18 protein-coding genes and 1 pseudogene are annotated in these 19,681 nt (G+C 62.7%); 11 read left to right on the top strand and 8 right to left on the bottom strand.

All coding sequences use genetic code 11. The annotated features are described in order from the left end of the window. Positions 1 to 28: 28 nt before the first annotated feature. The 5 genes from ACYDAT_RS08230 to ACYDAT_RS08210 all read right to left on the bottom strand — a co-directional run bounded on the left by ACYDAT_RS08230 (position 29) and on the right by ACYDAT_RS08210 (position 4,966). Entirely contained in the window at positions 29 to 1,552 is a 1,524-nt protein-coding gene (locus ACYDAT_RS08230; RefSeq protein WP_461449523.1) for a glycosyltransferase family 39 protein, read from the bottom strand. Positions 1,553 to 1,604: 52 nt separating this feature from the next. Then, the gene (locus ACYDAT_RS08225; RefSeq protein ID WP_461449521.1) at positions 1,605 to 1,925 is read right to left on the bottom strand and encodes a lipid-A-disaccharide synthase N-terminal domain-containing protein; all 321 of its coding nucleotides are present in this window, start codon (positions 1,923 to 1,925) and stop codon (positions 1,605 to 1,607) included. Positions 1,926 to 2,381: 456 nt separating this feature from the next. Next, a complete protein-coding gene (locus ACYDAT_RS08220) occupies positions 2,382 to 2,657 on the bottom strand; it encodes a lipid-A-disaccharide synthase N-terminal domain-containing protein (RefSeq protein WP_461439921.1) in 276 nt (91 codons plus the stop codon). A 620-nt stretch (positions 2,658 to 3,277) separates the two neighbouring features. Next, a complete protein-coding gene (locus ACYDAT_RS08215) occupies positions 3,278 to 3,760 on the bottom strand; it encodes a DoxX family protein (protein ID WP_461449519.1) in 483 nt (160 codons plus the stop codon). 132 nt (positions 3,761 to 3,892) lie between these two features. Then, a complete protein-coding gene (locus tag ACYDAT_RS08210; RefSeq protein WP_461449517.1) occupies positions 3,893 to 4,966 on the bottom strand; it encodes a BufA1 family periplasmic bufferin-type metallophore in 1,074 nt (357 codons plus the stop codon). A gap of 96 nt (positions 4,967 to 5,062) precedes the next feature. Here ACYDAT_RS08210 and ACYDAT_RS08205 point away from each other — a divergent pair, with 96 nt between their 5' ends. Continuing rightward, positions 5,063 to 5,443 carry an antitoxin Xre/MbcA/ParS toxin-binding domain-containing protein gene (locus ACYDAT_RS08205; protein ID WP_461449515.1) on the top strand — a complete coding sequence of 127 codons (381 nt, stop codon included), beginning with the start codon at positions 5,063 to 5,065 and terminating at the stop codon, positions 5,441 to 5,443. Positions 5,444 to 5,866: 423 nt separating this feature from the next. Here the strand turns inward: ACYDAT_RS08205 and ACYDAT_RS08200 are convergent, their stop codons facing one another. Then, positions 5,867 to 6,829 (bottom strand): IS1595 family transposase, encoded by a 963-nt coding sequence (locus tag ACYDAT_RS08200; protein WP_461449513.1) that lies wholly within the window; start codon positions 6,827 to 6,829, stop codon positions 5,867 to 5,869. Positions 6,830 to 6,937: 108 nt separating this feature from the next. On the opposite strand from ACYDAT_RS08200, the gene ACYDAT_RS08195 reads away from it, so the two are divergent. Both ACYDAT_RS08195 and ACYDAT_RS08190 read left to right on the top strand, forming a co-directional pair. After that, positions 6,938 to 7,093: a hypothetical protein gene (locus ACYDAT_RS08195; RefSeq protein ID WP_461449511.1), complete on the top strand. Its 156-nt coding sequence runs from the start codon at positions 6,938 to 6,940 to the stop codon at positions 7,091 to 7,093. A 534-nt stretch (positions 7,094 to 7,627) separates the two neighbouring features. Beyond that, positions 7,628 to 8,653 carry a beta family protein gene (locus ACYDAT_RS08190; protein WP_461449509.1) on the top strand — a complete coding sequence of 342 codons (1,026 nt, stop codon included), beginning with the start codon at positions 7,628 to 7,630 and terminating at the stop codon, positions 8,651 to 8,653. Here ACYDAT_RS08190 and ACYDAT_RS08185 read toward each other — a convergent pair. Beyond that, a complete protein-coding gene (locus ACYDAT_RS08185) occupies positions 8,633 to 9,232 on the bottom strand; it encodes a sce7726 family protein (protein ID WP_461449507.1) in 600 nt (199 codons plus the stop codon). The two genes, ACYDAT_RS08190 and ACYDAT_RS08185, sit on opposite strands and share 21 nt — an antisense overlap. Positions 9,233 to 9,261: 29 nt before the next feature. On the opposite strand from ACYDAT_RS08185, the gene ACYDAT_RS08180 reads away from it, so the two are divergent. From ACYDAT_RS08180 to ACYDAT_RS08165, 4 genes are all read left to right on the top strand, one after another. Then, positions 9,262 to 9,657: a helix-turn-helix domain-containing protein gene (locus ACYDAT_RS08180; RefSeq protein WP_461449505.1), complete on the top strand. Its 396-nt coding sequence runs from the start codon at positions 9,262 to 9,264 to the stop codon at positions 9,655 to 9,657. After that, a complete protein-coding gene (locus ACYDAT_RS08175; protein WP_461449503.1) occupies positions 9,635 to 10,657 on the top strand; it encodes an ImmA/IrrE family metallo-endopeptidase in 1,023 nt (340 codons plus the stop codon). Before ACYDAT_RS08180 ends, ACYDAT_RS08175 begins: the two co-directional genes overlap by 23 nt. After that, a complete protein-coding gene (locus tag ACYDAT_RS08170) occupies positions 10,654 to 11,277 on the top strand; it encodes a hypothetical protein (protein ID WP_461449501.1) in 624 nt (207 codons plus the stop codon). The genes ACYDAT_RS08175 and ACYDAT_RS08170 overlap by 4 nt, the downstream gene beginning before the upstream one ends. A gap of 192 nt (positions 11,278 to 11,469) precedes the next feature. Then, on the top strand, positions 11,470 to 12,759 hold the full coding sequence (locus ACYDAT_RS08165; protein WP_461449499.1) for a hypothetical protein: 1,290 nt from the start codon (positions 11,470 to 11,472) through the stop codon (positions 12,757 to 12,759). A gap of 220 nt (positions 12,760 to 12,979) precedes the next feature. Here the strand turns inward: ACYDAT_RS08165 and ACYDAT_RS08160 are convergent. After that, positions 12,980 to 13,447 (bottom strand): annotated as a pseudogene (locus ACYDAT_RS08160) (DEAD/DEAH box helicase); the annotation flags it as partial. A gap of 179 nt (positions 13,448 to 13,626) precedes the next feature. On the opposite strand from ACYDAT_RS08160, the gene ACYDAT_RS08155 reads away from it, so the two are divergent. The 4 genes from ACYDAT_RS08155 (at position 13,627) to ACYDAT_RS08140 (ending at position 19,589) form a co-directional block, all read left to right on the top strand. Next, a complete protein-coding gene (locus tag ACYDAT_RS08155) occupies positions 13,627 to 14,262 on the top strand; it encodes an SOS response-associated peptidase (protein WP_461449497.1) in 636 nt (211 codons plus the stop codon). A 1,061-nt stretch (positions 14,263 to 15,323) separates the two neighbouring features. Then, positions 15,324 to 16,052 carry a TnsA endonuclease N-terminal domain-containing protein gene (locus ACYDAT_RS08150; RefSeq protein ID WP_461449495.1) on the top strand — a complete coding sequence of 243 codons (729 nt, stop codon included), beginning with the start codon at positions 15,324 to 15,326 and terminating at the stop codon, positions 16,050 to 16,052. Further along, a complete protein-coding gene (locus tag ACYDAT_RS08145) occupies positions 16,040 to 18,310 on the top strand; it encodes a hypothetical protein (RefSeq protein WP_461449493.1) in 2,271 nt (756 codons plus the stop codon). The genes ACYDAT_RS08150 and ACYDAT_RS08145 overlap by 13 nt, the downstream gene beginning before the upstream one ends. Further along, complete coding sequence (locus ACYDAT_RS08140) at positions 18,297 to 19,589, top strand: AAA family ATPase (RefSeq protein ID WP_461449491.1); 1,293 nt, start codon at positions 18,297 to 18,299, stop codon at positions 19,587 to 19,589. The genes ACYDAT_RS08145 and ACYDAT_RS08140 overlap by 14 nt, the downstream gene beginning before the upstream one ends. Positions 19,590 to 19,681 lie beyond the last annotated feature (92 nt).

Raw genomic sequence — 19,681 nt, 5'->3', positions numbered from 1 at the left:
CGTCAGGCCCTGTCGAACAGGGCAAAGGTCAGTTTTGGACCCGTTCCAGATAGCTGTGCCGCCAGGTGCCAAGACGAATGGCCGTCTGACCGGTACAACGCGCCAGCGCCGATGAAATGGCAGCCGTTTTGATGGTGTTGTCCACCACGAACAAGGCGGCATGGTGTGCCCGCAGAACCCGGCAGGGTTGTTCTGCGGCGCCTGGCTTTTTCCAGGCGATGCCGTAGACCGGCTTGTTGAGATACAGGCGGATTCCCCAGGGCGTGCTTTCTTCGATGGCATAGCTTGATCCGGTGTCCTCGATAAACGCCACCGCGCCGTAGGCGGTGCCTTCGCTCGCCGCATTCAATTGTTGCGCGGCGAGGCGGTTGTCCGCCGCGGGGTGGGCGAAATAGCCGATGCCGCCTTTCATGACGAGCAGGGCCAGCACCCAGAACCCCAGCATGATTCGTTGTCGGGTTGCCTGGAGGTCGATCCGTGTCTGCAGATCCAGCGCCAGCATCAGCGACAGGGGCAGGAACAGTGGCAGCACGTAGAGCGGAAGCCGGGAGCGGGCCAGACAGAATATGGCCAGCGGAACCAGAAACCACAGCAGCAGGAAGAGTTTGATCGATGGCTGCCGCCACCATTGCCGCCAACGGTCCGGTCGCGTGACCGCGCGCAGCCAGCGCGCCAGTGCCGGCCACCAAGGCAAGGCCCCCAGGGTCAGCACCGGCAGGTAGACCGCGATCCAGCCGTACCACTGCGAGTTGCGGTGCTGGATCGGCGTGAACAGGCGGTCGTAGATTTCCCGGTGAAAGAAATAGTGCGTGAGCCACGGGTAGCGCAGCATCACCACGACATACCAGAGCAACCCCGAGATGAAGAAAATGGCCAGGCCAACCGGCGCGAAATAGCGTGCCAGGGCACGCCAGCCGTCGCGCCGGACGATGAAGGGAATCACCCCGAGCAACGGCAGCAGGCCTGGTGGACCCTTGGTCAGGAATGCCAGCCCGAATCCCAGCCACATGAGCCCGATGTCAAGCCGTCCCGGAGATCGGGTTCGGGGGAGTGCCGCGCGAATGAAGCCGAGCATTGCCAAGGCTTCGAAGAACGTCAGCAGCACATCGGTGCTGACGATATTGGTGGCAAGAAACGGCCACAACGCGGTGCCGTATATCAGGCCGGGTAACCATGGCTTGTCGGGAATGCAGCGCCTGCCCATCGCGTAGAGCAGCAACACGGTAAGCACGAACGCCAGTGCATAGGGCGCGCGTATTGCCCAGGTATTGCGCCCGAAGGTTTTGACCGAGGCGGCGACGGTCCAATAAGTGACCGGAGGCTTGGAAAAATTCATCTGGTCGGGGCTGTAGGTCGGCACCAGATAATTGCCGGAGTCGACCATCTGCAGCGCGGCATTGGTATAGCGGCCCTCGTCCGGGCTCCACAGTGCCCGCGTGCCCTGAAAAGCGAAACCGAGCACCAGCATGAGGATGGCGAGCCAGAGCAGTGCCGGCAGCTTCGGTGCGGAAGCGTTCCCGTGTACCGGATCGTCCGATGCAGTTTTGGACATGTGTGCGTTCAGACCTCAGTTTCGGAAGATGACAGCGCGCGTGGCAGGGGCATCAGTCCCTTTTCGGTTTCCGGCGAATCAGATCCAGATTTCTGAGGAACACCAACAGGGTCAAGGCTTCGCCGACGATGAACACCGGCTCGTCGCGATGGATGGCATATGACAGGAGGACCACTCCGCCGGCGACGCTGAGGTACCAGAACGCCTTGGGAATGACACTCCTGCCATGCTTTTCGCTGTAGAGCCATTGCACCAGAAAACGCATGCCGAAGAGAGCCTGTCCGGCGAATCCGACAGCCAGCCAGAGTGTCTGGCCAGTGAGCGACAGGTCTCCCGGCATCAGGGTCATGTTGTGCGAGGGAACCGGCTGCATACGGCCTCGCCGTGGTGGCTCTTGCCGCAATGCCTGCCGATGGCCGAATCGTCACGAGTGCCGTGTGTATCCGGATACGGACGGGATTGTATTGCCACGCCTTGCAACGATCGCGATCTCGCTCGCCGCACGGCGCCCGCTGTTGCGGACCATGGTCGTCGGATCCGGTGTGAGTCGCGGCATGTGCTGCCGGTTGTTGTCGCGTTCACTGCAAACACCTCACTTTGGGTTTGTCCTGCCGACGGCGTGGACGAACCCTCCCATGGCAGGGCGGACAGGACTCGCACCGGAACGGTCATGCAGATTCGACCATAACGGGGCAAAAGGGGTTTCACAAGCCGAACAACAGGCTCGCGTCATGCGGCATCCGGTCATCGGCATCCCGCTCGACACGACCGCGGAACGGGGCGTGCCAGGAGGCGGATGCCCAGATCCCGATACGTGGTGCACGAGATCTCAGTCCGTTTCGGTGCGGCTTCTGCGTTCGCGCAGGCGCAACTGCAGGTTGCGCAAGTAGATGAGCAATCCGCCTGTCTGGCCGACAATGAACACCGGATCCCGTTCGTAGATCGCGTAAGCAAGCAGGATCGCGCCACCGACGATGCTGGCATACCAGAAGGCCATGGGGAATGCGCTGCGACGCTTGTACTCGCTGTAAAGCCATTGCAGCAGGAATCGTGTAGAAAAGATGGCCTGACCGATGAAACCGATGATCAGCCAGACGATGTTCAAAGTGCCCATATGGCGTCCGGAAGCCGAGGATTCCCCATGATTTTTGGGTATCCAGCGCCTTGGTTCGCCACAGCAGGTACTTGGCAAGTGTCAATTCGCAGATGAATCCCGATGTTATCTATGGACTCCTCCCCGAATGCAAGCACGCTGGGGGCATGCGGGAAACGGTTTGCAATCATTCCTGGCCCATGCCTGTTGCCGCGCGACGGACCAAGCCTGCGCGCAGGCTACTGACCATCTGCTTGCAGCGCAATCGCTCGGTCGCAAAGGCCTGGAGCCATGTTGTGGCTGATCGGCCAGCGCCGCGCAAAGTCGCCCGGATGTGGCCAATTCTTGGCGCCACCAACGCGCTGGTCGATGCGCTGCGGCGCGAACTCCTGACCCGCCCGGTGCGGCATGCCGACGCGCCCGTCGCCCAGATCGAGCCGGGCCGTGGCCAGACCCGACGGGCCTATCTGTTCGGGTCGCGGCGAGGACTACGAAGACAAAGCAAAAGGGTGGGCTACTGGGTGCACGTGATCGGCTTGGGTGGCGCGGCGCACACCCGAAGCAGTGGGCTTGGCCAGACCCAGAGGATTCAGCGCGAATCCGGCGAAACTGCATTTGGCTTCATTCGACACCTAGGCACGTCGCCGACGCGCCCGCCACGCATCGACCGACCATGCGCCCGGCCCCCACAGCGCCACCAGCAGCAGCAGGATGCCCCAGATGAAGTGGAACATGATCGCCGCCGGCTGCAGCGCATGCAGATAGGACAGCAGCGCTACGGCGTTGACCACGAGCAGCCCCAGCGCGCCGAAGCGACCGAACAGCCCCAGCGCCAGCAGCGGCGGCAGCAGTACTTCGCCCGCGGTACCGATCACGGCCGCTACGACGGGTGGCAGCAGCGCAACGTGGAAGAAGTTTTGGTACAGCCACAGCGTGGCCGGCCAGGCGCGCAGGCTTTGCAGGCCGGAAAGGAAAAACACCCACGCCACATAGGCACGCGCCGCCAGCAGCGCCGGCGCTTGCAACCATTCGAGGATGCGCTCCAACCCGCGCCAGGCACGGCGCGCGGCGTCGAGACCGCGTGCGGCGGCGACTGCGGATGCAGGAGTGGTCATGGAGATTTTCTCCGGTGGTCGTCTCAGGGGGCGTGGCGACGACCTCGGGCCAGTCGCGTAAAATCTTGAAGCCCGCCCCGTGGCCGCTGCGCCGTCGCGGGTGACGGCACGCGCAGCCCGGGGCGACGCTGTTCAGCCTTTGGCCTTTTCTTCCATCTTGGCCTCGAACGCCTTGACCTCGGCCGGGTTCTTCAGAATCGCCTTGGCCTGCGCCATGTCCAAACCCCCCATTTTTTCGCAGGTGCCAGTGGGCACCACGCGGAAATCGCCAGGGTTGTAGTTGGCCGGGGTGGTGCCCTTGCATGAATGCAGTCCGGAGATGCCAGCGCAATCATTGTGATGGGCGGTGGCGATGCCAAAGCATTTCTCCAAAGTGGCGGCGTGTGCCGGCGCCGCGGTCAAGGCGCCGGCGGCAATCATGGAAGCCGCGGCGATGCTGAGAAATTGATGCTTGTTCATGCTGGATGTCCTCAATTGGAGAGATGAAAGTTGGGTAGGTTGAAAGCGGCTGGGTGACCGTTGTGGCTCGGCGTGGCGTTTGGTGAAGGAATGCGCCGCCGAGCCTTGGTCGCGGCTCGCACCGGATTCCTTACACCCCATGCAAATGGTTTGTCCATTCGCCGCGCATGCGCCATGAACCCCGCGCTGCAGGCCGGTATCGATCCACAGAAGCTGGGCCGCCGCATCGCGGCGCCGCGCCCGACCCTGCTGCGCCTGGCGCATCTGCAGTTGCGCAACCAGGCATGGGCCGAGGATGCGGTGTCGGAAACCGTGCTTGCGGTGCTGCGGGGCGCGCAGCATTGCAACGGCGCCTCGCAGTTGAAGACCTAAATCGTCGGCATCCTCAAGCACAAGGTGCTCGATCAATTGCGCCAGCACATGCGTGAGCCGACCGCGCTCGCGGCTGCCGATGACCGACCCGCTGGAACAGTTTGTGTTCTTAGCAATTAAAGTCGTAAACGCCAACCCGCGGATTTGCTTGCTTCGTGGGATGTTCGTCGGCCAGCGGTTTCGTGCAAAGTCGTAAACGGAACTTGGTGAGCAGCCTTCGTGATCACGGCGCTGACCAACATTGTCGGAAACGAGCGCCAAGGTTCCGGTGCTCGCCTTGAGGTGCGGCTTGCTCGCGGAGCGCCCGATGGGTCCGCGCGCCGCCGATCGGTACCGGTGCAACCGCATGGGCAGCATCTTCAGGTCCAGCTCCATGCTTCGACCAACCAATCGGCTTCGGCTTGGAGTGTTGGCAAAATGCGTGCATGATTTGTGCGCGGCTTGCTGACGCATCCTTGCTGGAGTCCGCGCATGAATACAGCTGTCGCCACCTGGAGCAGCCTCGCAGAATCGTTTCGCGAGCCCGACCATGCCTACCTGTCGCCTCACCGCATCGGTAACGCGCTGGGCCTGCAGATTCAGAGCGTGGCCGAACGGGCGCGAGTCAGCCGCAACACACCGGCGGCGCGTCCGCAGAATGAAAACCTGCAGCAGTATCTGCGCGATGTGGTGCGCGTCCTGACAGCGGCCGAGGGCGTGGCTGCGGGCGACCGTCAACGAGCCATCTTCTGGTTCATGAATGAGCCCCTGCAGGACTTCGATCACCAGACAGCGGATGCGCTCGTGCGGATAGGCAAGGCCCAGGTCGTGATCGACTACATCGGGTCGATCGCAGGCGGCGCCACGGGATGATTCTGCGTGAAAAGTGGGCTCGAGGGGGTAATCTCTGCCCCGCTGTCCACACGCCCTATCTTGTTTGGCTGCGGCAGCCTATATCTGGCCCCGAAAGGGGCCTTCTTGTTTCAATATGTCAGCGTGCAACGCGCACCAACAGGCCGATTTCTCCCCGTCGCGCCGAACTCTCGCTTGGATTGCGCCGATCCGAATGTGCCGTCAGAGTGCGGGATTGCCGAGCCCAGGGCAGCAGATTCGGGAGCGCTCGGGCCAGCCAGTTTGAGAGCATCTTGGGTGGCTGCGTTGACGACATGCCCGGCGACCGGCCTGAGAGTGAAATCGGTGGCGGGCTTGATCGGAATGCGCATGTCGCACCCCCCCTGCAACCAGAGTGACTATCCTTGCGCGCATCCCTTCAGGAGACCTGATTAGGGCTATTCCTCAGCCATGAAAATTGCTCGCCATGCGCAAAGTCGGCTCGGGATGGGGCTTGCACAGCATCATCGCCCGGGCCAGTCGCGGCAGCATCTCGCGCAGGCGGAATCGGCGGTTGAAACGGTAGGCCGCTTCCGCCAGGTAGAGGCGCGCGTACTTGCCTTGTCGGATCGCGTGGTAGCTGCCGCTGATCGCGCGCTTGACGTTGCCCAGCAGGACATTCACCCAGCGTGCGCCCTTCACCTCACAGGCGGCACGCCCTCCCTCAGTCTCCAGCACCGTGTGCGCGTGCCCGGCGTCGGCGAAGCGACGGAAACAGAACAAGCCATCGCTGAAGACCTCGGCGTCGGGCGCCAGATGGCGCGCGCACCAGTCCTTGGTGCTGTCGTCGCCAAAGCTGCGCACCGGCTCGATCACCGCATGCAACGGGTGCTCGAGCGTCGCGTCGGTCTCCACCGCGATTAGGAAGGCCTGCTTGTTCTCCGAGCCGCGTCCCGGCTTGCCGCCGTTGCGCTCCCCGCCCAGGTAGGCATCATCGATCTGCACGAAGCCCGACAACTGGCGCGGCGCCTCACGCGCGGCCATCGCCTGCATCACCTTGTGCTTGATGCGCCACGCGGCTTTGTAGTCCACGCCCAAGTGGCGTTTCAACTCCAGGGCCGCCATGTTGGTCTTGGTCGCCGTCAGCAGGTGGATCGCCAGCAGCCAGGTGCGCAGCGGCAGCTTGGTCGCCTCGAAGATCGTGCCGCTGAGCAAGGTCGTCTGATGCCGACATGCGCGGCACTGGTAGTACACCTGCCGGCCGCGGCGAAAGCGCGAGCGCCGGCGATCGTCGCAAGCCGGGCAGCGGAAGCCGTGCGGCCAGCGCGCCCGGTACAGGGCGCGGTAGGCCTTCGCTTCGGTGCCGTACTGCTGCATGAACTCGACCATCGACAGGCCCTGCTGGAACTGCACGAGATTGATCGACATGATGACGCCCTCGGTCTCGGAGAGGGCGCCATCGTCACCCGCCGCCGTCGCAAATCACGCGACGGAGGGCTGAGGTTCGGGGCTAATCAGGTCAGGAGATTCCCGCGCATGGCCGCTGCCACCGATCCCCTCGCCACGGCGCTGCTGCAGCTGCTGCCCACCGATGCCAGCAGTCTGGGCAACGAGACCCTGCGCCGGTGCCTATCAGAGCGGATCGGCCGCGCCGTCGATGAGGCAGGACGGGGGTGCTGTTTGCGCCGGTGAGCCGATGCTGCTGGTTCGCCTTGACCCTGTTGCATAGCGCGGACCGGTGGCCTGGGATGATCGGCGTCGGAGTTCTGCACGACGAGGCGCTCTGACGGCAAGATGCAAGACCTCACCCGTTTGAAGTTGCACGCGATGGCAACAGCGTTGGCGCAGCAGTTGGGGTCGCCAACCACCCAGGAGTTGTCGTTTGAGGAACGCTTTGGGATGCTGGTTGAGGCCGGAGTGCCAAGCGCGCGAAAATCGCTGCTTGGCGCGCATGAGCGGATAGGATCCGCTCATTAAGTGGCGGGGCTGGCGCTCCGGCAAGGGCGGATTCGCACGCGCAATGACTGGGGCAAAATGCCTTGCGCGAAGTCGTGGAACGCTTTTCAGGGGCGCAAAGCTCGCCCGACGCGGTCGTGGTCGATGAATCGCAGAGGCTGACAGCCGACACATCCGATCGGAAAAATCCTAAGGCCTGGCACGGTATTGGCCGACGGATGATGTTGGCCGCACCCCGTAGGTTAGACAGGCGAAGATGGGGGGGGAAGCATGAGCTGGGACTACTATCCGATCCTGCGCTGGAAGCAGGGCGAGCAATTGGCCGTGGCGCGCTTGGACGCGGCCGATCGCGCGGGTTTGTTGCCGATCGCCGAAGTCCAGGTGCTCGAGACGGGCGGTCAACCCAAGCTGGAGAAGACCCTGCGCTCGGCGCACACGGATCAGTATCCGATCGCCATCGACATCAAGCCGGTCTACCTTGGTACGCGCGTTCCGCTTGCGCGCCTGGCGCGCATCGTAGGGCGGTTCCAGACGACGGGGCTAGACGTATGGCCCGTCATGCACGGCGCTGATGCGCTGGCCGATACAAGCGGGTTATCAGCCTTCAGAGGGCAGGCTGATCTGGTGCTGCGCATTTATCCCAACGACACACCGCTCGCAGCCGCGCTCGCGCTTGCCAAGGACGTGCGCAAGGCCATGGGTCGTGCCGGTCGCCTTCACGTCGTGGTCGACTTGGATTCCATTGGCGACATCGACCCCAACGCGGTCGCCGCGATGGCGGTGCCGTACGTGCGCGACCTGACCGCGCTTGGCGACGTAACGCGCGTCATTGTCGCCGGCGGTTCCTTCCCGCTGACCGTGGGCGGCTTCAAGCTTGGCGTCGGCAACCTGCTTCCTCGTCGCGAACTCAGCATCTGGAAAGCGGTGCGTGCCGCATCCGGCTGTCATGACGCGGCGTTCGGGGATTACGGAGTGACCAACCCCCAGCCGCTGGAGCCCATCGATCCAAAGACGATGAATCCGTCCGCGCACATCCGCTATACCCTGAAACACGAGTGGTGGTTGCTACGGGCATCTGGCGTCAAAACGAAGGGCTGGCGCCAGTACAACGGCCTGTGCGCGCTGCTGGTCAACGATGCGCGGTACTGCGGCGGCGCCTTCAGCTTCGGCGACGACCGCTACATGGCGCATTCGACGGCTGGATCGACGTCGGGGAGCTTCATGACCTGGCGCCGGGACGCGACCAGTCACCATCTGGTCTACACGGTCCGCCAGCTAGCAGCCAGCAATTACTGATCGGGAGTGGAGCTTGGGTCGGATTCGAAGCGTGTCGATGACGCGCCTGCGAATCTGCTCGACAGGCAATTGCCGCGCGAGCGCTTCATAGATGGCGTGTCGGGGTGCGCGGGTCTTCACCACGGGCCCGCTCTTCTCAACCAGGAATTCATACGCCTCGTCGCGCCAAAGCAGCGCTGCGATGCTTTGCGCGTCCTGATAGGTGTGTGGGGACGCCGAGCGGCGGACGCGGATCTCGACCGACTCGTCCGTCTTGCAGTGCGCTTCCCACAAACCCCACCAGCGAGGCAGCAACTGCTCTGCTTGATCGAGGTAGGTAGCGGTGGTGACCAACGTGACGGTGTCGAACACCCGGTGGTAGGTGTGCATCTGTCGCGCCAGACGATCCAGCGTGTCGAGATCGCTCTTGATCTCGAAGCCCTCGAGTAACTCGCCGACGACGGCCAGATCTACACGCGCGGCACCGTTCTCGATGCCCAGCTCTTCGATCAGCACATGGCCCGGTGCGCATTGCGTCCGCAGACGCTCGACAAGCGCGGAACGTATGGCAGCTTCGGTAATCGGTGCAGACTTGGCCATAGGACAATTATGCCATATGCTATGCGTGTATGCCAAATAGACGCCACATTGCCGACTTGCGAATGGGCGAGATTCAATCCGCCCTGCGGGCAGCGATGGAGCGCAACCAACACTCTCAGCCTGATGTCGCTAAAGTGACGGGTGTGTCACAGAGCAACATCAGTCGATTGCTGGCGGGGCAGCGTAAGCGGGTCACACCGAGTGTCCTCAAGCTATGTCAATATGCCGGACTAGATGCCAAAACGGGTCAGCCGGAAGTCGATGCTCACCGCAGGCTATCTCAGGCCTTGAGTGGGGCAATCGGTGACAATCCGCACGCCGCGCTTGCGCTGGCGAGCGTCATCGAGTCGCTTGCCCCACTCCTGCGGATCTATAAGCCCGCCCCGGTGCCAGGAGCCGACCATGACCAACCGCGCGCTCACTGACATCTTCCGTGGTCTTCGGGACCTCGGCCTGACTAAGGGTCAGGTCGCTTCGCTGCTCCCAACCTGGTGGACGCCTGAGATGGCAGCCACCGAGGCGGGCCTTTGGGAGACAGCCGTCCTGCTCGGGCGCCGATTGAGCATCGACTCGCCGGCACTGGTCGCCGGCGAAGTGCGCCCCATCGCCGATATCGAAGCCACGCGCTACAAGCACACGGTGCGTGTCACGCCGCTGCAATTACGGGCGGCGACGTTGATGGCCACCAGCCTCGCACGCGCCGTCGTGGCATCCATGCCGCCCAAGGGCGAAGCGCTACCGCAGGCCGCGTCGTCGATCCGGGACAACATCCTCGCTCGACCAGACGCGGTAATCAGCTTCGACACGTTGGTCGACTATTGCTGGTCGCACGACGTTCCGGTCATCCCGCTGCCGAACGTCCCGCGCGGCGTGAAGAAGATGGACGCGGCTGCCATCCGGGTCGACGGGCGCCCCGCGATCGTTATCGCGATCCGCAACAACTCCAAAGCATGGCTGAGCTTTCTGGTCGCTCACGAGCTCGGGCACTTGTGCCTTGGGCACGTCAGTCCAAACGCGTCGATCGTCGAGGGGTCCATCTCCGACAGCGCCGACTTCGACGTCGGGGGCGAGACGGACCAGCAAGAGCTGCAGGCGAATGCGTTCGCGCACGAGCTCATGGGTGGTCACGAGATCGACCAGATCATTGAACGGTGGGCCCGTGGCTTGCCCGCCGTATCGCTCGCGACGTCGGCATTGGCCGATGCGCGCCCCCTGCGTACGGCACCGGGTCACCTCATCCTGCGCCATGCGTTCCTAACCCGACAGTGGCCGGAGGCGCGATCCGCGCTCAACTTCCTGTCGGACGATCTCGATGCGCAGTCCACGCTGGTCGAACGGCTCTCGCGAGAGATTGACACCGCACAGCTGGCGGATGATCTGCAGGACTACGTCGAGCAACTGACTGGCGTGACGCCCCGTCCGTGAGCGAGGACAGCCGCAGGCTGGTCGTCGATGTCGACGCGCTAGTCAAGCTTGCGCACTGGGGTTTGCTCGGCGAGTTGGAGGGTGCCACCGGTATTCCGCCGGACCGCCAAGCCACGGTGGAGTCGATCCGGTTCCGCGCAGCCCGGCGCGATCCCAAATTGTTTCGCGACGCCGCTGTCGCCGACTGCCTCGCAGTTGCGCTCAGCCAGTTTGGCGCGGCGTGGCGCCCCGACGCCGAGGTCATCGCCCGTTTGCAGGGCATTGCGGGCCTTGATGCGGGCGAGATCACGTTGATCGCCATGCTCTGCAGCGATCCCCAAGCCGTGCTGGTGACCGGTGATAAGCGCGCACTTCGCGCCTTGGCTGCACCGGGCCTCGAAAACATTGTCGAACGGGTTGCCGGTCGCATCGCCTGCTTGGAACAGGTGGTGCTCAGCGCACTCGATCGTCTCGGCGTAGGAACGCTGGCCACGTCGATCGAGCCGCATCGCGACCTCGACGTAGCGGTCCGTTGTGCGGTACCTCTGCCGCCGTACGCAGTTGAGCTCGAGGTCCGCAAAGGGCTTCTCTCCTATATCGAGGACCTGCGGAAAGACGCCCCGTCCCTGCTCTACGAGTAGGTCCCTTGCATCCACCCGATTCTTGGCCGTCTCTTGAACGATGCACCGCTGATTGGATCGACCATTGCGCTGTTTTGCTAATGCACCGCGCCGCCGCATCACCCTTGGACGGACTGTCCCATCGTCTACAGCTGGCCGCCTGGTGAAAACCAATAATATCTTGGCAATCGACGGCTACAGGCGGGGAATTGTGTGCAGCGGTTCAAAGGCGTCAAAGGCGATGCTCTGCCTTCCACACAGGCTGCAAACTGGCTCTTGATGGAGCATGTGCTGCAACGGCATCGGGATGTCTGGGTGCCCATCGACACGTATCCCTTCCTGGCGGTCGATACGGACCGTCTGGCGGCCCATTGCACCAGCCTGGACGGTTTCCCGGTGTTCACGACAGGCCGCCTCTTTCAAAATATCCGCCCGGACGAGGGCGGGCAGCGGTTGCTCTCGGCGTTCGTCGGTCCAGGGCTGAACGCCGGGCTTTCGCCGGACAGCAACGTCATCGTCGAAGGTGTTGCGAATCCACGCGCCAACTGGATGATGTTCTTCAACGATCCGTTCTTCATTGGCATGCACCCTTTTGCTGCGCTCGGCACTCAGTACATCTATGTCGACCGCAACGGCATCTACCAGCGGAAGTTCGCTGAACTGATCGTCGTCGACAGACACAGTCGCCCCCGGTCGGCGCACGTGAATTTCGATCCCCTGGCGGATCTGGTGCGCACCTTCCATCAGGAATACATCAATGGGCCGCGTGATGCGCCGCGCGACTTGCGGCGTCTGACCGCGCTGCTGGACGACATCTTCGTTGAGAACGAGCGGATGCTTGCGGCGGCCACGAGTCACCACCGCAGCCGCACACCGCTTGAGACGCGGTTCGACTATGCAGCGCCGACACTGACCAAGTATGGACGCCTGACGCACGATGCCACTGGGCGTCCGCGAATCGAGCTGTCGTTCGCGCTGCTGCACTACGAGAAGGCGTTGCGGGAGTTCAATGACGTCAAGGCCGCCGCTCTTGCCGGAAATACGGAAGCGGCGTTCTTCCACGGCGTCTATTGTGTCGTGGCGGTCGCTGCCTGCGTCGAGGCCATCGCCAACAAGCTCGCGTTCACCCAAACCTCCGCGCATCCGGATTACCGGGACAAGCGCCAGCCACTGCAGAAGATCAACGAAGCCGCAGCGGCGCTCGCCAGCGCCAGCGGCAACGGTTTCGTCTCTCTCGCCGAGGGGCAACCCGCTTACGGCGCACTGGAAGCAGTGCGCGAACTGCGCAATGCGTTCATGCACGCCAAGGAGCGGGACGAGGAGGTCGATCCGATGGCGTTGACTTCAACCGTGGTCACAGCGGTCGATGAGGCCCATTGCAGGACGTACCTGATGCATCTCAGGCAGGCCGTTGCGTATGTCTATGAGCAGTTGCCAGGGCTTTCCCCGCCGATCGTGACAAAGGACAACGTGAAGTGGATGGGCGATCTGGAAGTGCCTTGATGGCGGATGGCAAGCAGTTAGCCGGTTTCCTTCTTCGCGACGGAAGCGCGCGCGCGTACAAGCTGCGCTGATCTGCAGCAGCCACTCCGGTGCCAAGGATCGGCGCGCTATGGCCGTCGTGGCCCGGAAAACATGCCTATCCAGCTGCCAGACGGCGGCTGGTTGATTCCGGCGAGTTTGTCGCATTTATTTCTGAAATGTCCCATTTATTTCCGAAAGCGACATCCGGATTGCTGACCACCACGTCCCTGGCCAGCCTTACCGCCGCCCGTGCATCGGAGGGCGTGTCGCCATCGAAGGTGTAGGCGCGCACGCCCAGCCGCCCGCCGTCATTGAGCGCCAGCAGCTCGGCCACCTGGTCCTGCGCCAGCGCCTTGGTCGGGAACAGGTACAGCGCCCGGGCCTGCCGGCGCAGCACCCCCTCCAGCACCGGCAGGTTGTAGCAGAGCGTCTTGCCCGACGCGGTGGGTGTTGCGATCACCACATGCTGCCCGAACTGCACCGCCTCCCAGGTCGCGCGCTGGTGGTCATAGAGCCGCGTGATGCCGCGGCTGGCCAGTGCATCGCGCACGCGCGGGGACAGGCCCTCCGGCAGATCGGCAAAGGCGCCCTCCTGCGCCGGCATCGCAAGGTGGCCGGTGATGCGATCGCCGTAGCGTGCGCACAGGCGCGCCACCCAGGCGTCCATCGGGACCCGGGCGCGGGCGAGCTCGGGAAAATCCACGGGATCAGGGCTGGACATGGCGGCGCTCCACGGACGGGAACGCGACGCTGGCGCAAGGCCGTCGCACACCCTGCGACGTCAATGCTTGCGGCGACACGGGAACGTTTGCATCCGGCACCGGCCGAGGTGCAGCGTAGCGGTCCATGTGCGGACGCTTTGCCCGCTATCAGCAGTTACCCGCCTTTGCCGAGGCGGCCGGACTGACGCCGACGCCGACCGAGGCGGCGGCGGACCTGCCGCGCTACAACATTCCGCCCGGCACGAAGGCGTGGCTGCTGGCGCTCGATGCCCACGGCGATCCGGTGTTTGCCGAACACACATGGATCTTTCCGACCTCGCGCGGCAACCGCATCAACGTGCGCAGCGAAACGGCCGACGTTGTGCCGGAGTACCGAGAGCCCTTTGCCAAACACCGCTGCCTGGTGCTGGCGTCCGGGTTCTACGAACCGGAAGGCGCCAAGACCGAGAAGCACCGGCCGTGGTGGTACTTCGAAGCCACGGACCACGGGCCGCTCTTCCTCGGCGCGGTCGCGAAGGAGGCCGGCTTTGCCATCCTGACCCGCAGCCCGGTCGACCCGGTCGCCCGCGTGCACGATCGCAGTCCCGTGGTGGTGCCCGCCGATCAAGTGCTGCAGTGGCTTGATCCGGCACTGGCGGGTCGCGAAGCCGTGGCGCTGGCCGGAACGTCAGCTGCCGCCAAGCTGCATGGATGGCACGTCAGTGATGCGGCCAAGCGTGCTGCCCATGAGGGCGCGGAGTGCATTCAAGCAGTCGCTTGACCGTGCGCACCCTGAACGGCATTAGTGTGGGCACGCACTTCGATTGGCGACACCAGGGCCAAGCGGCGCGCTGTTGCCGAAAACCACATGACAACGATCGACACTGAACCGGAACATGCGAAGACTTACCCGCACGTCCGCTGTGCTGCTGGAACCTATTTTGGGCCGATCAATAGGCGCTGCGAGTTGCGGCGCTACTGAATATTATTTATATTAATTCGGATTTACGGTAAGCGGAACTTATACAATAAATAGGTCGATGTTGTGCACGCAAGGACAACACAAACCAATCGGAAGCGTGCAGGAGCAAGCTCTTGCGCCCACATGCATCGAAAGGGAAATAGTCACACTAAATCAACCAAGGCGACTCAGTTGACCCCTCAGCAGACTCGGAGATGTGCACGCGTTTGGCGCCACGCGGTGATGTCCATCCGGGCGAACGCGCCGTCCTGTCGGTCGGCGTTCCTAGGATGCGCACTTCACATAGAGCACGCTGGATCCGTGCGCGGACCGGCTCCTATCTGTCCACCGCTCGTGGCCGCGTCTCTCTCGAGAGATTTTCATGCACTCGACATCGCACAGGTCTTGGGGTCGATGCCCGTGCCTCTGGCCGCTGCAGCAGGAGCGAAGCGGGTAGGGCGTGTAAGTAGTTCTCTCTGACTTGTCGGTTGCCTTGCAACAGGAGAACCACCATGCGGTGATCCACGACGGCCCCAAAAATGAAAACGGCGCACGGTCTGGCAACCATGCGCCGTTAGGCTTGGGGGAAACCAAGCTTCACATCGAGCGATGCGAAGCATACACGACGGTCCTGGGACCGTCAACTTCCCCCTGTTTTCCAAAAAAAGCGGTTTTGCGGCAGCGCCGCGACACCGCAGAGGGGGATTTGCGTGCGCAAAAGAAAACGAATGTCGCCCGATTTGCTCGATTGGTTTTCCGTCCAAGAGCGTGGGCGTGGAACCTTTGCGGACTACTTGCCTTGGCACCGCGTCACTCGAAGCGATCCGCCGAGTCGCGGCCGGTCGCATTTGCTGATGTGGCGTGGACGCCAACGCGAACTGTTGAGCGATCTCGAATGGGCTGCCTGCATCTTCGCTGTGATGCTTCCCAACGTACTCGACCTACGCGAGCAGTTCCCACTTTCAATCGAGCCTGCGGCGCATGAGCTGACTGCTTATGACGTGGGCCACCCAGCGTCGCTGGCGCCCGGAACCAGCCAACTTGCCGAAGGCTTGGGCATCCACCACCCGAAGGTTCACGGCGATGGGCGCTCGATCCTGTGGCCGATGACCACAGATTTACTTCTCACGCTACGGTATCCAAGTGGCCAACTTGAGCTGTTGGCCGTGGCATGCAAATACGACTCGGAGCTGCAACACCGGCGAACGGTCGAGAAACTTCGGCTGGAGGCGGCGTACTGGCAAGCCCGCAGCACGAAATGGTTGCTGATCAGCCCGAGCCTCTATGACCCATTGGTGGCGCTGACCCTGCGGCAAAGCTTTCCGTGGGCGCTTGGGGAGGCCGTTCCGGCTGCTACGCGTCGGCTGGCCACGGACATCGCTCGCGACAGCTTTTCCAGGTCCTTGAGCGAGGTGTTGACGCGCCTCGCAGGGCAACTCGGGGCCATGGAGATTGCACAGCGCGCGTTTTGGCAGGCTGCTTGGTCCGGCGACTTGCCACTCGATCTGCGTCGGGGTTGGCGGCCGCACATTCCAATCTCTCTGCTATTCCACGAGGACTTCCGTTCCTTGAATCCCATCGCGTCGCGGAGGTCCTCGTGGAAAGGCTGAGCCACAACCATGTCATCCGCATCACGGAAGGACAGTGGACTGGCATCTTTCGGGTGATCCTCGACGAAGTTCGCACGGATCGTACGGTGCTCGTGCGCCTTGAAGCCAGATCTGTGCTGTCAGCAGCAACGAATCAGCTTGAAAAGGCTAGCGCTCCGTCCAGTTGCCACAAAAAACGACAGACGCCATTGATTGGAGCCTTGCTCTGGTTCGATCGCCGTGAACTGGTGGCGTTGCATGATGCCCACCAGCTTCATCCTGTCGAGATCGAGCCTGAGGCCGTGTACTTAGTGCCATTGTTAGGAGATCGCGCCCAGGCATGTTTCGAAAAGCGCAAGAAGACGATGACTGCATTCCTGCAGTTTGATCAGCTCCGGGATCGGATTCTCGCATACAGGGGTCTGAGTGAACTGGTGAGCGACGCCATGCAGGCAGGCAACGCGAGCCGTGTCTTCGTCTACAAATGCTGGTCGTTGCTCTGTCGGCACGGCATCACCGAGTCGAGTCTGCGTCCCCGCCACGACCGCTGCGGCGCACCGGGTGTCTCTCGTCCATGCGATCCCGGGGGCCGGCAAAAAGCTGGGCGCTGGTCGACCAAGCAGCGCATCGCAGCCGCCGTAGGCAAGCCAACGCCTCCCGAGCAGCCCGGCATGAACTCCGATTGGCGCAGCAAGATAATGGCAGCGGATCGTTTGATGCCATCACCAAAGCCCTTGATGCCCGAGCGCTGCGACAGGATCGTGAAGAGCCATTTCATACGCCGTTTTCGCTTTCAAGATGATCAGCTCGTCGAGATCAAGCCGGGTTTTGGTGAGTACCCCAATCGACAGCAGATCCAGCGGGTTCTCGAGGTAGACATTCCACGGTTGCAGCGCTTATTGCAGCGAACCACGGAAGGTCACTTTAAGCGGAGTCTGCGCGGAGCGGCGGGCCGCTCCTGGAAAGGTGTCGCCGGCCCGGGGCACACCTGGGCCGTCGATTCCACAATCGGCGACATGTACCTGCGATCTTCGATTAACCGGGCCTGGATCCTGGGTAGGCCTGTGGTCTATGTACTGGTTGATGTGTGGTCGACAGCCGTGGTCGGGTTCTACGTTTGTCTTGATGGACCCAGTTGGGCAACAGCAAAACTCAGCCTCTTCTGTTCAGGCGCGAACCCGATTCTCGTTGCCGATCTCTGGGGTTATCAGCCGATGGGCGCTCTCATGCCGGCGCCCACGCTCCCGGCCATGCTCATGTGCGACCGGGGCGAATATCTCTCGCGAGCCGCGCGCCAAACGGGTGTGCAACTCTTGCCAATGCAAAGTTATGCGCCACCGTACCGGCCTGACCTCAAAGGACTCGTCGAGGTCCTGCACCGAATCGAAAAGGACAAGCAATATCACTTCGTTCCCGGGGCCATCGATGCCCGACGCGCGGAATATGAACTACGGCGCTTCGACCCAACGGATTCCGTGCTGACAGTGCGGGACTACGTTCACTACCTCTACACGATGTTCAGCACCTACAACCTGACCGCCAATCGCCAAAATCGGCTCGATGCACACATGCGCGCCACCGGCGTCTTTCCCAGCCCCGCCGGCCTGTGGCGATGGGGCCACGAGGTCGGCATCGGCTTTCGGCGCCACGTACCCCAAGCGGAGATCATTACGACGCTCCTGCCAGGGAGCACGGCACGCATCACTCGCTCTGGCATCCAATTTGCGCAACGCGACTATGTGTGCGCCTCCGCCACCGAACAGCAGTGGTTCGACCAAGCGCGAAACTTTGGCGGCTGGGACATTCCGTGCCAGTACTTTCCTGGCTCGGTGGGACGCATATGGACACCGAGTGGTAGCGGCGCCGGCATGCTGGAGCTTCAGCTGTCCGACCAGTCAACGGCCTCTCCAGAGCTGACTTTTGATGAAGTCGTCGACGCCTTCGAATATGCGCGAACGACGCGTGCCCAAGTCGAGCATGCCAATACCATGGTGCGTCTCGCGTCGCTTGAGATGAACGAGCAGATCGTCAGCACTGCCAGTGAACTCACTGCCGAGGCGGAGTCGCGACACAACGGTACGAAGCCATCGATGACGGAATCACGTCAACTCGAAATTGCCGTCAATGCCGAAGGCCTGCCTGTAGCAGAGACACCAGCGCCAGCACCTCACTCCGAAAGCAACTCGGACCTGGACCAGGCCGATGAGAGCTATCTGATTACCATGCGCGACATCCTCGCGGATCTCAACCAGGTCGAGGATGAACGTGAGCAAGTCTGAACGCGCCGATCCCTATAAGGACAACATCTTGACGCAGGGGCTCGGCCCGATCTTGGCGCGCGAGGAATGGCTGGCTCGAATCACCACGCTCCCCCCGCTGCCTCGTGAGCTCGCAAGCATGCCGCCGCACGTTCGTATGCACCGCATGCTGGAAGTGCGCGATTTGCATATGCCGCTGATTGAGGGGGTGCGTGCCGCCGAAACCATCGACCTGATGCTGCGCCAAAGCTACCGGTATCGCGACCCAGCACGAGCCGCAACCTGGACGATCGTTGGAAACGAACCATCGGCTGCCGCAAGCGTTCGGCGCGCGCCAGCCATGGCGGCCGTGGTGGTGGGGCACTCGGGCGTGGGCAAGACCGAGACCATCCACCGCGCGCTGGGTTGCTACCCTGGACAAGTCATCACCCACACGACGTTTCCAAAGTTGGTTGGGGCGCACCACCAGGTGGTGTGGCTCTCGGCCGACGTGCCTGCAAGCGGCAGACTCGCTGATCTGGCGGCGAACCTGATGATCGCCTGGGACGAGGCCTTTGCGCAGTACGCGCCAGGTCATCCGCGCCGATTTGCCGATGTGCTTGTCCGAGAACGTCGCGATGGTGCGCGCATGTTGGATGAGTGGCGGCAGGTGGCTAGCGCGCATTTCCTCGGGGTGCTACACCTCGACGAGGTCCAGAATTTCTTTCGCCTACCGACGCTCGCAAGACGGCGTGCAAGAACCGGACGCGGCAGCGATGATGCGATTGAACTCAGCCTCATTGAAGACCAGACATTGAAATCGGTCCTGACGCTAACCAACACCTGGCAGATTCCCCTCATCCTGTCGGGGACGCCCGATGGGGTTGCTGCGCTGACCAAGCGTCTGAGTACAGTGCAGCGCTTTGTCACGTCGGGCTACCACCGGATCGATGAATTCCGATCCGCCGACGCCCCAAACTTCGTGATGTTTCTGGAGCAGCTCGGCCGATATCAGTTCTTGCGAAAGCGTCTTCCAGTGACTGCAGAGCTGCGCGAGCTGGTGATCGAATGTACTGCCGGAATTCCACGCCTCATCATCGCGCTGTGGATCGCCGCCCAGCGCATCGCTCTGGAGCGGAGCGACGAGGTTCTGCGTCTTGACGACTTCCGGCGCGCGTCGGCCACGGCATTGGCGCCCGTGGCGCCGGCGGTCGCAGCGTTGCGTTCAAGGGACCCGCGACTGATGCGCCGATATGAAGACTTGATGCCGCGTGACGACGCCTATTGGTCGGCATTCTGGGCCGAGGTACAAGCACCATGAACGGTCGCCGCGTCGGCATCTTGCCGACAACTGCTTCGCACCTGATCTCAGGTTGTTGTCGCCGATCGTGGTGTGACCCGATCATACGGTTG

Source organism: Metallibacterium sp., assembly GCF_054637675.1.
This window is presented reverse-complemented; position numbering and strand designations above follow the sequence as displayed.

What these genes read in the sequence shown, in the direction of transcription:
- ACYDAT_RS08205 (WP_461449515.1), top strand. Translation starts at nt 5,063, where the DNA reads ATGAATACAGCTGTCGCCACCTGGAGCAGCCTCGCAGAATCGTTTCGC.
- ACYDAT_RS08175 (WP_461449503.1), top strand. Translation starts at nt 9,635, where the DNA reads ATGACCAACCGCGCGCTCACTGACATCTTCCGTGGTCTTCGGGACCTC.
- ACYDAT_RS08185 (WP_461449507.1), bottom strand. Translation starts at nt 9,232, where the DNA reads ATGGCCAAGTCTGCACCGATTACCGAAGCTGCCATACGTTCCGCGCTT.
- ACYDAT_RS08190 (WP_461449509.1), top strand. Translation starts at nt 7,628, where the DNA reads ATGAGCTGGGACTACTATCCGATCCTGCGCTGGAAGCAGGGCGAGCAA.
- ACYDAT_RS08155 (WP_461449497.1), top strand. Translation starts at nt 13,627, where the DNA reads ATGTGCGGACGCTTTGCCCGCTATCAGCAGTTACCCGCCTTTGCCGAG.
- ACYDAT_RS08210 (WP_461449517.1), bottom strand. Translation starts at nt 4,966, where the DNA reads ATGGAGCTGGACCTGAAGATGCTGCCCATGCGGTTGCACCGGTACCGA.
- ACYDAT_RS08225 (WP_461449521.1), bottom strand. Translation starts at nt 1,925, where the DNA reads ATGCAGCCGGTTCCCTCGCACAACATGACCCTGATGCCGGGAGACCTG.
- ACYDAT_RS08230 (WP_461449523.1), bottom strand. Translation starts at nt 1,552, where the DNA reads ATGTCCAAAACTGCATCGGACGATCCGGTACACGGGAACGCTTCCGCA.
- ACYDAT_RS08195 (WP_461449511.1), top strand. Translation starts at nt 6,938, where the DNA reads ATGGCCGCTGCCACCGATCCCCTCGCCACGGCGCTGCTGCAGCTGCTG.
- ACYDAT_RS08215 (WP_461449519.1), bottom strand. Translation starts at nt 3,760, where the DNA reads ATGACCACTCCTGCATCCGCAGTCGCCGCCGCACGCGGTCTCGACGCC.
- ACYDAT_RS08180 (WP_461449505.1), top strand. Translation starts at nt 9,262, where the DNA reads ATGCCAAATAGACGCCACATTGCCGACTTGCGAATGGGCGAGATTCAA.
- ACYDAT_RS08200 (WP_461449513.1), bottom strand. Translation starts at nt 6,829, where the DNA reads ATGTCGATCAATCTCGTGCAGTTCCAGCAGGGCCTGTCGATGGTCGAG.